General features: G+C 29.8%; 11 protein-coding genes. 1 reads left to right on the top strand and 10 read right to left on the bottom strand.

Going from position 1 to position 16,398, the window contains the following annotated elements:
* Positions 1 to 94 precede the first annotated feature (94 nt).
* Positions 95 to 1,210, bottom strand: coding sequence for an HNH endonuclease (locus ACFVR2_RS02045; RefSeq protein WP_387358452.1), 1,116 nt, complete (start codon positions 1,208 to 1,210; stop codon positions 95 to 97).
* Between the two features lie 1,345 nt (positions 1,211 to 2,555).
* On the opposite strand from ACFVR2_RS02045, the gene ACFVR2_RS02040 reads away from it, so the two are divergent.
* Complete coding sequence (locus ACFVR2_RS02040) at positions 2,556 to 3,500, top strand: hypothetical protein (protein ID WP_387358450.1); 945 nt, start codon at positions 2,556 to 2,558, stop codon at positions 3,498 to 3,500.
* 627 nt (positions 3,501 to 4,127) lie between these two features.
* Here ACFVR2_RS02040 and ACFVR2_RS02035 read toward each other — a convergent pair.
* The 9 genes from ACFVR2_RS02035 to ACFVR2_RS01995 form a co-directional block, all read right to left on the bottom strand.
* Complete coding sequence (locus ACFVR2_RS02035; protein WP_387358448.1) at positions 4,128 to 4,664, bottom strand: hypothetical protein; 537 nt, start codon at positions 4,662 to 4,664, stop codon at positions 4,128 to 4,130.
* Positions 4,665 to 4,780: 116 nt separating this feature from the next.
* Positions 4,781 to 5,116: a hypothetical protein gene (locus tag ACFVR2_RS02030; protein ID WP_387358446.1), complete on the bottom strand. Its 336-nt coding sequence runs from the start codon at positions 5,114 to 5,116 to the stop codon at positions 4,781 to 4,783.
* Between the two features lie 8 nt (positions 5,117 to 5,124).
* Positions 5,125 to 5,373 (bottom strand): hypothetical protein, encoded by a 249-nt coding sequence (locus ACFVR2_RS02025; protein ID WP_387358444.1) that lies wholly within the window; start codon positions 5,371 to 5,373, stop codon positions 5,125 to 5,127.
* A 318-nt stretch (positions 5,374 to 5,691) separates the two neighbouring features.
* Positions 5,692 to 5,829, bottom strand: coding sequence for a hypothetical protein (locus tag ACFVR2_RS02020; RefSeq protein WP_387358442.1), 138 nt, complete (start codon positions 5,827 to 5,829; stop codon positions 5,692 to 5,694).
* Between the two features lie 527 nt (positions 5,830 to 6,356).
* A complete protein-coding gene (locus ACFVR2_RS02015) occupies positions 6,357 to 11,420 on the bottom strand; it encodes an FtsK/SpoIIIE domain-containing protein (RefSeq protein WP_387358440.1) in 5,064 nt (1,687 codons plus the stop codon).
* Entirely contained in the window at positions 11,417 to 12,985 is a 1,569-nt protein-coding gene (locus ACFVR2_RS02010) for a hypothetical protein (protein WP_387358438.1), read from the bottom strand. Before ACFVR2_RS02010 ends, ACFVR2_RS02015 begins: the two co-directional genes overlap by 4 nt.
* A gap of 15 nt (positions 12,986 to 13,000) precedes the next feature.
* Positions 13,001 to 14,686 (bottom strand): hypothetical protein, encoded by a 1,686-nt coding sequence (locus tag ACFVR2_RS02005; protein ID WP_387358436.1) that lies wholly within the window; start codon positions 14,684 to 14,686, stop codon positions 13,001 to 13,003.
* Between the two features lie 370 nt (positions 14,687 to 15,056).
* A complete protein-coding gene (locus tag ACFVR2_RS02000; protein WP_387358434.1) occupies positions 15,057 to 15,449 on the bottom strand; it encodes a hypothetical protein in 393 nt (130 codons plus the stop codon).
* A 97-nt stretch (positions 15,450 to 15,546) separates the two neighbouring features.
* Positions 15,547 to 16,392, bottom strand: a complete 846-nt coding sequence (locus ACFVR2_RS01995) for a hypothetical protein (RefSeq protein WP_387358432.1) — start codon at positions 16,390 to 16,392, stop codon at positions 15,547 to 15,549.
* Between the last annotated feature and the right edge of the window lie 6 nt (positions 16,393 to 16,398).

The raw sequence follows: 16,398 nt of genomic DNA, 5'->3' as shown, positions 1-16,398 counted from the left end.
ACATTTCTTAATTAGTATATTTAGTTGTTCTTATGATAGAACTACCTGTATTTCATTCTGAGTAAATACTCTGGTTCTTATAAATATAGTTCAATTAATTATCTTGTTTAATCGACTCTTCTTTTATTTTAATTTTATCAATAATGGAATTATTAAAAGTAACAGCATCGTTACTATAATGAGCTCTTCGGTGGCAATTGGGACAAATAGCTGCTACATTTTCTGGATGATCTGCTCCACCATCAGATAATCGAAGTAAATGATGTACTTCTAAAAATGGCTGATCTTCTGCAGTGTAGAATGGTGCTATCTGTTCACAAGACTCACATTTTCCTTTAGCTCTTACTAAAGCATATTTTTTAATGGCTGCAGCACGCCTTCTTATTATTTGTTTTCTTTCTTTAATGTCTATTAATTCTCTATTTGATTCCGATTGAATCGCTAAATTTCTTAATTCATTTAAGTTATCTAATCTTAAAATTTCATTTTTTTCATCAACTTCATATAATATACTATCTATTAGTTCAAATTGGAAAACAATAACCTTTCGGATATTTCCAAATTTATCTGGTGCATCTTTATATTGAAATCCAAGTAATTCAAGCTGTCCTTTATATTGATACATTCCATTTTTTTCATTTTTTTCGAATAAATAAACATCTTTACTATTCTTGATATGATCTTTCAGTGCTAAATTTCCTTCTTTGAACTCCTGTGGACCCGTTTGACCTTCACCAGTATAAAAGAAAATAGACTCATTTTGCCATCCGTCTTTATATCCATACTCATTTCCTCTTTTTCCTGAAAAGATTAGAATAACTGGATACTTCCTAGATGGAGAAATACCACGTTGCCTATTGCCACCAAGACTATCATGAATGTCAGACCGCTTATAATATTTATTTAGAGACAATGGCAATATCGAAGTAGTTTCTATACTCTTCTTTCTTAGTCCCCATCTTCCCGTTCCTTTTCCATCAATCGAGTAAAAAATATCATTTTCATCTCCTGGTTTACCTCTAAAAATATCACAATCACTTGAGTGTAAATATATATTCTTTCTTATTTGCGCTTTCCAGTCTGTATAATTTTCAATAATTATGTTCTTATTATTCTTTACTTGTTCATAAATATCTTCTAAAGTACCTTCTCCTTTTAAGGAGTTTATTGCTATTACAGTTTCATTTACCCAGTTATTTGTGTTAAACAAAATATAGCCCACCCTAATTAATTGTATAAAAAATTCTAAAAATACCAAATACCCCTAAAATATTTTATACTAATAATTAAAGTTTGTACATTTTGTGAACTTTTTCTTAACTTTATGAAAAAACATAATCTGCCATTACGAAAAAATATCTGCTCTTTCCAAGCCTAAGATTTCATTTCTTTAATAAAAGAGTGGACAAATATCTCTGCACATTTTTCTTGATATGCTGTTATTTTTACTTACTAAAACGGATTATCAACATACCTCTGACTTAATCCATATAAGTTTTTTCCTAAACTCAAAATTAATTTTTATGATCATATACATAAATTCATCTCCATTTGAACTGGTCTTTGATTCATACTTACTAATCTAGAAAATAAATCTTACACAAAAATATTTCTTTAACAAAGTAAATATTTGAGCTTTTCTTAAATAAAAAAATGCCACTCACAGATACTATATGGCATTTTACATATTTACAATATTTTAACTCAAGAAGTTAACATATGATTATTTTACTAACTGCTTCTTCAAAAAAACCTAACTTTCGCCAATCCTAATTACGTTTATACAATATATCCTTTACCGATATATCCCACCATAGATCTTTAAGTACTCGAATTGGGTTCTGAGAAATATCTCCATTTCCTATCAAGGTAGAAATGTTACTTGGGCTATGACAGTTTAATTATGAAAATCTTGATATAATGGTCTTTATTTTAATCTATTAGGTTTAAAAATAGAATCCGGTGGCAGTATGATGTATTTCGTTCAGTCTTGCTACCAGTTCATTCAACATCAATGTTTTCTCATTCGACATGTGCTGAGTATATGCAGCAACTCATAAGAATGCTGGAGAGTTTTAAAAAAATTTATTAATTCAAATATCTCATAGGTTAGTACAATCTTTGTTGTGGATGTATGATGTTCCTTTAATAAAACCCAAATACGGTTACTAAATCCAAAATGCGCTAAAGCTTTAGCATCACTATTTAAAAAAATGTACTATCAAATATGAATTAACTAATATTTTAAACCTTTCTATATTTTCAAAGTTCATATGGATGAATATTTTTTATTATTTTCCAGAACCTTCGTTTTAAGTACGTCGACCGCAATCTTACGTCCAGATATACGTATCGAGATTTTACTTTAAGGAAATTACCTTACTCAATACATTAAAATAGAATGTAATTGTATGATAACTTTTAATAAATGATATCTTTGCATATTCAACTTGTAGTTTAGATATAATCTCCCAACAACTCCCAGGAAAATTGAACAAGGAATCTAACTAGCTATAAAGTATAATAAATATGTATCTAAACTTAGGAGGATTTTGATGAAAAAAACTCAAGATTTTTTTGCCCACTCAATGACTAAAGCGTTTCTTGTGACTATTGTAATCATAGGTTTATGTCTTGGTGTTTCCGACGTGTTTGCACAAAACGAATCGTCTGTCTATTACGCATGTGTGAACATGAAAGCTGGAACAATAAAAATGGTCGCAAGTAATGGTCGTTGTGCAAAAAATGAACAAAAAATCAGTTGGAATCAAAAAGGGCCAAAAGGCGATAGAGGCCTAAAAGGAGACAAAGGTATTCAAGGTATACCTGGTAAGGTTGGTGAAAAAGGAGAGCAAGGTCTTCAAGGTCCTAAAGGTGAACAAGGGTTAAAAGGTGAGCAGGGTCTACAAGGTCCTAAAGGTGAGCAGGGTCTACAAGGTCCTAAAGGTGAACAAGGTCTTAAAGGCGAACAAGGTCTACAAGGTCCTAAAGGTGAACCTGGTGTAAGCGAAGTGAAGGCAACGTATGTTAGTTTCATTTCTGATTATTCAAATGATAAGCGCAATTATGCGTACAAATTCGTTGATTATCCTCATCTGGACCCTAATAGTTACGTAATAAATCACTCGGCTGATCAAATTTCGGCTAGACATGTGGATGAAGTAAATGGTACGATTTTCACACTCAAAACACCAGGTGAATATAAAATTACTTATTACGGAGAGGGAGGAAATTCATATCAGTTGTTTAGCTACCCAGCTATAGGTGATTCCTATATTGAGTCTCCTGATAGAACCTATAGTGGAGGCACCTATGAACTCCTTACGACTTTTTATCGAAATTCACCCATGCCCATGGAAGCTTATCTAACGGTAACCAATGAACCAGTTCAGTTCTTTTTTGGGAGTGGATTTATGCAGGTAAAAGCGCCGAATCTTTATTATATTGAAAATGGATTAAAACCAACACGTTTGAATGTTACAATCGAAAAAGTGAAATAAGTTAGTAAACCCTACTAACACAAATGTGTGAAGAATGTAAATGAATTAACTATTGAAATTACGTATGTTTTAGATAAATAAGTAACAAAAAAAATCCTCTTAATTTAGCGGGAAGATACTTTCAATGACTTTATTTGACGATGTAGTTTCAATGTAAAAATACAGATAACTTAGTGTGGAAGGATGGTCGCAATGGCTATCCTTTTTTTGATTTTTTTCGGTAAAGTGTAACTTTATTTGTCAGTGTTTCCATTTTATACTTCTTGAAAAATTTCTTAATTATTCCTGCTTTCGATGCATGACTAGTTCTGAAGCTCTTTCAACTAACAACTCCAATAAAAGCCACAATTTAGGACTTGTGTACGATGTCGGTTCTGGGACATTATAGCTTATAGAACTAGGACTCCTCCTTTATTTCTAGCTCGATCATCGGTTTGTTTGGCATTGGCAATTCTCCTTTTCAATTGTTGGTGGTGAGTCGGTATAAAAGAAAAAATGTGTACAGATTTGGCTGTACACATTTCTTAATTAGTATATTATTTTGTTCTTATGATAGAACGTTTTTGGTTTATTTTGGGAATTATTGTAGATTAAAGAACACTTGGCCTCTGACTAATTCCTCATATCTTAGTTGTGCTTTTCGCCTTTTTTTACTAATTTTGCAATGTAGCCTTCTTTTTCATTGCCTACGTACATTTCAAAGCTAAACTCTGGGTCTGTTGTTGCAATATTTTCTCCGCTGTAAATATCCCCATTTTCACTAACAACGTTAAAGTTCATAATGCCATCAATCATAAAAGCTAAATCTTCTGTCTTTGATTCTACAAATTTAACTTTTACTTTTGTTAAAATCCATTCATAACCTTCTGGTGCAGGTTCATTATATTCGTTCATGCTTTTTAATTTAGCGTAGGCAGCATCGCCGCGCACCACTTCTTCTACCGTTAAGTCAAACTTAATTGGAAATGAATCTCCATTGTCATTATACAATTCGTCATCAACTTTAGCAGTTTTCTTAGATGGAACTGGATTCGTTCTTGAACCAAGTATGAACTGTTTTGGTCTTTCTGCTTTTTTAGTTGTTTTTACTTTTTCTTTTTTTGGAGAGTCTTCTTTAACAGTTACGTCTTTTGTGCCTTGCCCACATGCTGATAATAATGACATTGTTATACAGTTGTTCCTAATAAACTCACAAGTTTTGAATATTTTCTGTTCATAATTTTAACCTCGCTTTTTAATTTTTTTGTTACCCTTACTAAATTTCAAAAATCATGTCAGAATTATTTATCCTTTAGTGAATCTGGGTAAACGATTTTATCAAACTCTTTTAGGGTAGCTTGATCCTTGACTAAGATGGTAACTTTATATTCATTTGGATCTACACCGTTATAAAGTTGATACATCATTCCGGACATCCCAAATGTAAATGCAGCGAGACCATCCATGCTATTTTCATAGGTTGCTTTGTCTACGATCAAAGTAAACTCTGTAAAATCTTTGTTGTAGGTAATATCCTTTAGTGAGGCAAAATCTTTACTTTGTGTTGTTTCATTGACTGTTTTAATTATTTCCTCTATCATACCTTTCATAATTTTTTTGTGTTGAGATTTTGACATTTTGTAGGTTAGAGATCCGTCGTTGTTTTTTTTACTTTGATTCCTTCTTTTTCTGTATCGGAAATTACTTTATTGATGTCGTCACCCTCGAACATTGAGGCTGGTAATGTAAGTTTTACGTTGAATAGGCCTTTATCGACTTCTACTGATTCTTCTTTTTGCTTTTTGTTTTTTGTTGTTTGTTTAGCTTGGTTGTTTGATGAACAGCCTGCTTGAGTAATTAGAAGTGCTAATAATAGGTAAGTGAACTTTTTCATTGGAAATCCTCCTTCAGTTTCTTTTAGATTGGGGTTTAATTGAATCTGGATTTATCTTAACTAATGGGATGGTCAGAAAATTGAGTGGGTAAATGAAAGTATTGGTTCTATTTGGGGGAGTGGTGTTTTTAGTAATTAATTTAACTTGAACACAAAAAAACTACTCAAAAATTTGAGTAGGTAAGTATGTAAAAATATCTTTACTTAAATTTCATAATTAATAAATTTTGTAAGAGTTTTAACTATTTTTTTAAAATATCCACTTTCTATTCCTTTTGAATACTCACCGATCAATTAAATTCTTACTTTTGTAAAATCTCACCAATTCTCTTTTAAGAATTTCTTCAAATGATAAAGTTGAAAATATAGCTCGTCTCTTACATTTTTTTCAGGATGTTGTTTTGCTTGGTTTTCTAACAGTTGGATAATAAGCAACATATCCTTTTGATTCATCATTTTTTCCCTCCTAATTGTTTGACATTCTTTTCAAGTCCCAATTGAGTAAATCGTATATTAAATCCTCTTGGATCCAGAATGTATCCTTTTTTAATGCTTTCCTCTGTTATCATTAGCACACCTACTTTATTTTGTCGGTCAACTCTCTTAACATATCCATAAAATGTTCCGTATCTCGATTTGTAGCTTTTACGCCTGATAGATTTACCAATTTCAATCATGTCCACAGAACATTTTATTTCCGCCTAAATTTGATTTTGTTCACTTGTTTCGCTTCAGTGTATATTATTTAATTTATTATCTTGTTATTAAATGATATGAATACAAAGAATTCATATATTTTCCAAATGTTAAGAAAATACCTTTCAGAAATATACCTTGTAAAAAAAAGACTCACATTATGTTTAAAGCCAATTCATCTTACTTTTGATCTTTGTGCATCTCTGTTCAAATTAATGGAAAAAGCATCCATACGTTCAAATATGGATGCCCTTTTTATGATTTTTGTAAAAATGAGCAAAACAAGTTTAACCTTCAAAATATTTTAAAAGTGCCCTACGAACTTTTGGAGTTAGATAAGGACTTTTTCCTCTAATTGTTTCCCCATACACTTTTGCTAAAAAGTCACCTTTTCCTGCTAATTTCTCTGCCCCGTCTTGTCCTAAAATTACATTTGAAGCGTGTACATCAGTCGCTCTTAAAGCTAATCTTGCACCTAAATTATTTCTAATATTTGTATTGATAATATCTGCTCTAGGATTTTGTGTACAGATAATAAGATGAATCCCAGCAGCTCGAGCCTTTTGTCCAAGTCTTAAAATTGCATTTTCTACTTCTTTTTTAACATCGCCTTCTTGACTCATAAAATCAGCAAATTCATCAAAGACAACTACAATTCTATGCATTTGCTCTCCAACTTCAGTTACATATTCTTCAAGGTTTGTTACTAATTCTTTCTGGAAAAGAGAATATCTCTCCTCCATTTCATCAACTAAACCTTTTAATATTGTGACTGCTTCATTAATATCAGTTATGACACTTTGAGTATGAGTTCTATTCTCATAAATTGTAAACTCAACCTTTTTAGGGTCAATAAAAACAAACTTCACTTGTTCCGAAGAATACAAACACATCATTCCTAGGATAATAGAATTAAGAGTAACACTTTTTCCACTACCCGTTGTTCCTCCCGTTAGTAAATGAGGTGTCACAGAATTAGAAAAGTCCATTGTAATAACATTATTTAATGGATCAAGTCCTAATGGAGCTATAAGATTTGTTCCATTTATTTTTGATTGATGTTGTTTTCTAACTAACTCCATAAAGTTTTCAAAATAAATAGTTTCAGGGTTCTCTCGTACTATATCAATGTTTATACCTTGACTATTAATAAATATGTGTGGTTCATTATTTAAACCTAACCATAATTGAATATCTTTTGAACGACTAGTAACCTTTGTTTGAGGTAAATCTGCAGGAATAGTCAAGATTAACCTTACTACACTGGAACCAACGATAGAATCTTTAATTTTTACAAAAACACCATTTTGATTAAAGTTATTTAAAAGTTTTCTACTATATTTATCTTTTAGTTCTTCACTGTATGAATCATTTGTATCGTATTCAAGTTCAAGGTCCATAAGAGCTTTTCGTTCAGGAAATTCATTATAATCAAAAATATCTACATTGTTATCATCGTCATCGTTATCATCGTCATCGTTATCATCATCAACGTTATCATCATCAACGTGGTCATTGTCTTTATTGTTATCTTCATTCTCTTCTTCGTTAGTTTCTTCTTCTACACCTGTTTCTGTTTCTACTGTATCATTATTTTTTGTTTCCTCTTCAAATAATAATTCATTCGATGCAAATATATTAATGTTATCTTCAGATTCTTCTAATTCATCATAAAAAGGCAATGATTGCTCAGTTGCATCTAACTTAGATAAAATATAGGAACGAGTATATATATTGTTTTTGTATCCTTCTTCTACGTAATCTACATAAACACCATCACTAACCTTATCAAATGGATATTCGGTCAAATTCGAAGTATAGCAATATACATCTATCGTACCTGTTACATTTACATTTAAATTTTCAATTGATACATGCTGTAATTCTTTTATTAATTTAGCATCATCAGGTGAATATGATTGTCTTTCGATTAAGTAATGGACAAGTTCATTACGCCAAAATTCTGAATCTAGCTTATTCTCATTAAAATTAAATAATTTGTTATAGAGGTTTACTCCAGATTTTATTTGTTTAACCGCATCGAATCTTTCTTTGTCGAAGATACGATGATTTATAAATTTGAGTTCCACTAATTCGAAATTTATGCTTATTTTATTATTTACTTTATTGATAATAGTACGTACCATATCAGGTCTACGTTTATTACTTGCAAACCATGAAAGTTCGTCACAAACTGACCAATTTTGTAGTGAGTTTTCATCAGAATGAGAGCGATTTTCAATTGTAAAGTATGTTGCCATCATTTCATGTGCATATTTTCCTCGACCTATAACTTTTAATACCAATCCACCAGATATATCCTTAACAGTCTGAACTGCATTTACTACTCTATCTCTGTTTATATTTTCATTTTTAAGTATTAAACCTAACTTCTTATATAATCTATCGTAATATGCGTGATCTTGGGTTTTTTCACTTAACTTTCTTATATATTTCGAAGATGAAACGATAACTTTAAAATTTTTATTAGATCCCGCTTTTGATTTATATTGAACAATTTCTGCCCTTGAAGATGCTTTTTGCAACAAAGTTTTATCTATATATCTATCCATTATCATTGACCAGTTGAAATTATCATGCATATAGTCAATTAAAGAGCTATGGGCAACATTAGAAATTGATATAAGATTCCTTAATACGTTTACTTCTTCTTTTTCAGGCATTACATTACTTTGAATGATGTATTGAAGCTGATAGAAGTTTTGAAGTACAGCTGGCATATTTTCACTTACATAACTAATTCTTTTTACTGCCTCATCAGACTTAAGTGGTTCTTTAAAAGTAGGTTCAAACCAATTGATAGATTCATTTACTTTAGTTCGCTCAAAATTATACTTAATTTGATTACCCTGTCCAAAATAATCAACAAGCGCAACAATATCAGAATCACTCATCTTCTTTTCTGCCTGACTTTTAATTTCATTAATATTTTTTCCTGAAATTACATTAATTTCAACCTTAGGAAACCTCTTACCGATCTCTGGTTTATTAAATTCTTCTCTTTGTTCAATCCATTTATTTAATTTATCATGTAATCTTGCAGCATTTTCACTATGAACTGTTAAATTTAATTTTTTAATTTTAGTTTTCTTAAATAATTCTTCTATAGATTTAGTAACCACCTCAACACTTTGACAGTATAGAAACAAGACTTCTAAACCATCTTTTGCATAAGGATACACTTCAAAATAACTCTTTACAACTTTTACCAATTCATCTGAAAACTCTTTAGACAAATAGTCTGCGTTTTCAATTGGATGAGTATTTAGAATAAATCGGCCTTCACCACCGATTTCCTTTGTTTCAATTAGAAAAGAATCATCTCCGTTACTTGTAAAGTAACGAGGGGAAAGATTACTAGTTTTTTCAACCACAAATTCTAAATATTCTTCTAGTTTTTCTACTTCAAGATTCCCTTCAGCAGCTTTACATATCCAATCAAATAATTGCTCTTGAATAAAATAATATCGTTTCATATATGAAATTAATCTAATTGGGTTAAATAAAGTTACTATCCTTTCATATGGTATACCAGTTTCATTTTTTGTGTTTTCATACGTATCAATGGTACCAATTATATTGATAATTTGATAGATATGTTTACTAACGGGTACAGAAGTATAGATATTTGAAAGGACACTATTTAGTTCATTTTCAAGTTCACTAACTTTTAATGCAAAAATTCCAACTTTACTAAGGATTTGTAAATTCTTAATGTACTTATCTAAGTACTGATTGAGATTTTGTAAATTTTCTTTAATTTCTAAATCATTACTAGATATATAATATTTTACATTATCATTTAAAATTGTCCTTACATCTAGCGTTTCAACCTCATTTTCAGCATACACTTTTATATGCGGAATCATATTCTCAGACTCTAATTGTTGAATAAAAGTATATAAATCTAATTGTTTAAACGAATATACCTTAAATTTCCTTTTATTAATCTCCTCATTATTCAACATCATGGAGAAATTAAACACTATATCATTTTCTTTAGAAGTATCATCAACATCTGGTAAAGTATTTGATTCAAATGTTATTAATGGTATAACTGAAGATATATTATTAAGATACACTTTAAGTAACTTAATAATATTTTCAGTTAATTTAGAGTTAGTTACTTCAAGTTTAAATTGAACTTCTCTTATATTTTCATTGTCTCTTTCCTCTTCAATCATACTAAATGCTTCATGAAGTAATGCAAAAGTTAAATCTTCATACTCAGAAGGGTTTCTTCGTTTTTCAATTAGACGATTAAGTTTCTTGACAAGACCATTCTGTGTATCTAATACTTCTTCGAATTCATCAACAAAATCTTGAATTGCTTCCACATCTGTCCCGTTTTCTATTTCTTCTAGACCTTCATTAAACTTTGCTAACTGATCTTTATCAAGGTGATTATTCTCTAATACACTCTCAAGTTGATTGATTAATGTGGGTTGTTTGATTGTAAATTTAAAAACTTTTTCAGCAAGTTCAAAATCGAATTTTAAAAATTCATTATTTTTTTGGTTTATAAAATCAATTGCTTCTTCTCTAAACTTCTCGGGATCTACACTTGTCCAAAGTTCTTCGCCATCCCAATTAATTTTTTCTTCTTCTTCCAAGAAACTATAGAGATTATTTTGCAACTTTTCTTGATCTAAACTTCTTGCTCCATCCCGTAGATTTGCCAAAGAAAAATTATTTTTCATTCTATTTACATTTGACATATTAATTTGCAACTTTGAATCCGAGAACAAATTCACATAGTATAAGTATTTTTGAATTTTCTCAGTTATCGATGGAGAAGGATCCATAACTATATTTACAATGAAACTTAAAATATTTCTAAGCTGTGGTTCCGATATCATGTTATACATCTCAAGAAAAGTTTTAAGTATATTAATTTCTTCAGAAGCAAATATTTCGTTTTGTGACAATACTTCGTACATTGCATCTAAACCACGTATAGACATTAAATAAGCTTCGTCAATGGTAAATAAATTTTCTAAACTTTGACCTTCAGGTGTAGTTTCATTTATTAATAAAATTAATGCTTGATTAGTCTTTGTATTATTACGTAACCAAGTACTTGTCTCATGTTCCTGATATGAAAAACTTTCTAGTCCAATAATGGGTTTCATTGTTCTTATTATAGGTTCATATGATGCTTTTAATTGAAGAAAATCTTCTTCTAATTGAATTAAAACATTTTTAAAATTTGTATTGGTTAATCCATTAATTTTAATAAAAAGCTTTTCTGTAAGATTTTTCTTTTGTTCAATAAAATGATTTCTTAATAATTGACTTATCCATTTCCCTAATAATTGATGTTCATTCATGAAAACACCACACTTTCTGATGCATCATATGGATTTCTAATCATAGCAGTAGCATCTGAATATTCCACTAATAACCCGTTTTTCTTTAGTTTTTCACGAAGTGCTAATTCATTTTTCTGAAAATAACTTATATTTAATCTTGAATTTTCGTATATTTCACTTTCACGTGCCTGCTTTACACCAATTACAAATCCATAAGATTCATATATTTTTTCTAAAAAATCGCTAAACTCAATTGAACTATTTGGCCTAACATTACTAAATACTAAAGTTTGTAAAAATGTATCTGTCATTGAATACCTATAATTTGTTCCAGTTTTATAATTACCAATACCACCATCACGTGCGAGTATTCTAACAATGCTTAATTGATGACGTTTTAATTGATCCGAAACCACTTCTTTAACTGTATTAAAGAGTTTTGTCATTACGTCACTGTAATCTTTACATTGTTTTAATGATTTAATAACAGGTTGTTTTCTAGTGCGTAATTTACTAAGACCCATAAGTTCAAGAAAATTTTCTGGATCATTTTTCCATGTTTCTAGTCTATTATTTATATCTTCTATTTCACCAATTTTTGATTTGAAAATTTCTTTAAAATAATCTTCAAATTTATTCTTTATTAGTAGCTCATTATTTTTAAATGTGTTAGAAGATATATTTAATATCTGATTTACTTGACCATCTAAACAATCAAAGAAAAATAGAACATTGTCACTCTTCTCAATTTTAGCTCGGTCATAAATATATCTCATTATTTGAAAATTGATTAAACTTGTTAGTAGCCTAAACATCTCATATATATCTACATTTATCTCCATTAATTGATCTAATTCAATTGCGAAACTATAAAAAAGTGGGTTAGTATGAGTATCTTCAGGTAAGCTAGGTGCAGCATCAACATCTCCACTGACTCTTAGAGGATATTCTAAATCTTTTTCTTTTTCTTCATCACCTAACACTTCACATATCGAATCAACTATTTTCTCTAATGACACATTTTTCCTTAATAAGATTCTCAATTTCTTTTCAATTGAACTTCTTAATTCAGGATGTCCTTCAGTCCCATATGAAAGCATTAAGTAATAAAGCTCTCCACCTCTTGCAAAGAAGTTTCGCTCATATCCAATTGAATTTCCTTTTTTTCTAACTTCGAAAAAGAGTAAACATTCATGCAAAGGGTAAAGCGTCCTTGCAAACCACGATCTATCTGCCTCTTTACCTCTTCCATCTACTAACGGAACTTCTAAGTTTCTAAAAAACTCTCTAATTACTTCAACTTTTTCCGGGTCCTGAATTTTTTCGTATAAATTTTTCTTCTTTTCATCATCTAGTTTTACTAAATCCCTTTTACTTCCTTCTTTTACTCCTTCAAAAATAAACTTTCTTAAACCTAATGCTTTTCTCCTAGAATATGAAGGTGAATTGAGATTATAATTTGCTCCTACAAGTACATTAAGAAACTCTAATACATATTCTGGGCCACGCTGACCATCTGTAAATCGATGTCCCCAAATTTTTGCGGATAATTGTGATGAGTATTGCTCCACATTTGCAACCATTTTCTTATTCCACTCCTATGGTATTAATATTTCATCTTCTATATATAAGCCTTTACTTTTATCTAATCGAAGTATGCTTAATGTGTATGGATCAGGTTCACTAATCCTAATTAATTCATTTTTAAAGGTATCAATAAGAATTTCAACATCTTCTCGTAATACATTATGTGTGTCTCCACTATTAAGTCTCATTAAATACTCAAATAAAGCAAGGTCTAATAGAAGTTCCACTTCATTATCTACTACTAGGATAAATTTTGATGGCAAATGATCTATTTCTTCTCTTTTTTGTTCTTCTTCAATTGCCAACTGTTTAAGTTTATACGACGAATGAATCATTAGGTTTTCAGTTGTCGCATGCAATTCATTTAATGGTGAGACAAGTTTCTTTGAAAAGGATCTATTCAGACCATTTATTAAATCTTTACGAATTAGTGCCCTTTTTTGTATGTTCTGAATCATCTCTTCATAATCTTGAACATATTGAAAAGGTAAAAGTGCAATTCTCTTCAAGTGATTTTCATTTTCTATCTCAAAGAACAACTTTCTTCTTAATTTATATATCCATTCATCTATTAAGTTATCGTCACTTTCCTTATTATGATCACGATAAATATTCAGCCTCTTTTTAAAATAGCCAAATTGCATATCTAAATTATTATCAAATAAGTCATTATGCAACTTTTCAACTTCTTCTTGTCCAGAAATATCTCCATTCATAATAAAATCATCAATAACTGATATAGATTGATTACCTGGATCAAGTTCTCTGAAGATCTTTAAAGCCTTCATTTCAGAAAATGCATCCAAATCAATTTCGTGTCCATAAAAATTTTGATAATATGGTTTTTTACTTTGTTCTTCAAGTTTCTTGTAATCTGCGTTATGAATATCTTTACATGTATAACCACCTGTAAGAATGTAACTTATATGAATCAACATTTCCCTCATAGTTATGTGTGTTCCTAAATAATCTAATAGGCGGTATTGTTCTACAAGACGCTTTTGAATGTATTCCTGTGATGTTCTGTCATGATTTAAATGGATAATACATTTTTTTCTAATTGGACAACTAGAACAACTACTCCAATTTTCTTCTTTATTCCATTCTGTTAAGACTTTGTCTACGTACATTGAAGAAGTAACGTCTAAAAGATTGATAATGCTAAAATCAGAATCATTTGATTTATTATCGTTAAATCTCGCCGCAACCAATTGACGTAGGGATGATAAATCTTCATGTTGAGATAAGAATTTAGTTAATTTACCTTCATTAGCAGCAATTAGATAATATATATTATTTTCATGATTAGAATTAATATATCTTTGTAAGTTACTTAGTTCTGCATGAATTATATCTTCCTTTAACTCAGATAAATCTTTAACTATTCTAATTGTTCCTTTTTCAAATTTGATATCAATAATTCCAGTAATTGGCCATTGCTTTAATCCTTCATCTACAAATGAGTCATGAACTAATCGGCAAAGTCTAGTTTTTCCGTCTCCAGCATTTCCTGTAAGGATAACACTATGAGGATTATCATTAAACAATTTCACTAAGTGTTTTTCGATTTTAGTATTAATTTTAAACGTGTAAGAATCCTTACCAGGATCATAAGTATATTCATCATATATTTTTGCATGGTTCGGTGATAAGACGTTATATTGATCTAGATAATCTATAAATGGATTTCCATACATTTTTAAACTCCCCCAAGAAACTTGATTTTCTACTTTTGATAAATACCCACATAATTAATTTAAAAGTTTTACTTGTAAATGATATATTTAATATCGTTTTCAAACCATTTTAAATCTATACTTTGCCAATTTTACATAAATGGCATTTTTTAACACAGAAATATACACAAAATCCACTGTAAAAACTTTAAAATAAATATTACAGTCAAGTTAATTTCTTTACAATTTGATTATAACAAAAAACCCATTCAAATAAATGAATGGGAACAATAAAATTATTAATTCTAACTTAACTTCTTTTCTTTTTACTCCTCAATGATCTTTAACTTCATAACAGAATCTGATCCTCAATAATAATTGGTCTATTTATTTAATCACATGTCATCGTATTATAACTATCTGGAAAATGTCGAAAATTTCCTTCAAAATTGCCAATTACCCATTTGCAGTCTAAAATTTCAACAATTGGAATACTTTTGAATTTATTATAAGGAAAATATTTGTTGCAAAGATCCTCTTTGTAATAACTTAGTATTGAATAACCATTTTTTAATGCTTTTAATGCTTCATTAAAATCTACATACTTTTTTTCAATTAACCATTCATATTCTATAGTGCATGAATTTAAAGTTAGAGATTCCCCTGTATTTGACCATACCACTCCATCTTCAGTTAAATAAACTCCATCATTTAATTCTTGCTTCTCTAAGCACTTTGCAAAACCATGTCTAGTTAATAGCCTTAACATTTCAAAAGTTTTCATAAGTTACTCCTCTGTTAAAAAGATAATAGTCTTTATAATCATTTATATAAAAAAAAAGCTCCCATATTCTTAAATATGGGATGCTTTTTCTATTATATCAAGAGAATGAACATACACATGGAATTTCCACATCTTCTTTAAAAAGGTATTTTTCAACACCTTCTCTTTCTAAAATTTCACGGTACTGTCTCAAAGTATATGGTTTTCCATCTTTTTTCATCATTGATACATTTTTATCAAAATGTTTACGGAAATTTTCTTCCATTTCTTCTTGTTCTTTATAACGTTCTGGCCATACTGCATATAGCATTGCATAATGTTGAAATCCACCTCGAACACATCGACCACCACAGTTTGCATGTGAGAAACCTTTAAAACCTAACGCTGCTAAATCAGGACGTAACTCCTCAGCAATCGTGTACATTCGTGGTAATTTAATTCCCCAATCATTTTGAATAATTCCCTTTACATCTAAATCTTCTCTGAATGTATGAATCATTGGGAAACGTGTTTGAACAGGTTCTAATGGCCAATGTTCATAAAAACTTGTTAAATTTTCAGCACGATGTTTTTCATGTGGACCAATTCCAAAATATAAAATTGGTTCTAAATTGTGCTCATCCCTTAATTCTTCTAAATAAATTAAAGTTTGACGTACTTTTAATTCCTCTGAACACTTTGCCATACGAGCATTTCCTAAGAAACGATAATCATAAAAAACTTCTTCAGGCGTTCGTCCGTCAATTCTTTCAGTAATATCAATACCAATATATTCAGCAACTTCATTCATAAAACGATAATTGTCTATATCTTCCCATAGTGTATTAGTGAAAAATAATTTACAATTTTCTTTTCCATAAGTATTCACTGTTTGATAAGCAATATATGCACTAGCAGCACCACCACTAAACATAATTATATGAACTGGTTTACGTTCAGACATTATAAC

This window comes from Gottfriedia sp. NPDC057991 (assembly GCF_042886615.1).
Taxonomy (GTDB): domain Bacteria; phylum Bacillota; class Bacilli; order Bacillales; family Bacillaceae_G; genus Gottfriedia.
Note: the sequence above shows the minus strand (reverse complement) of the source record. Positions and strands in the feature narration are given on the sequence as shown.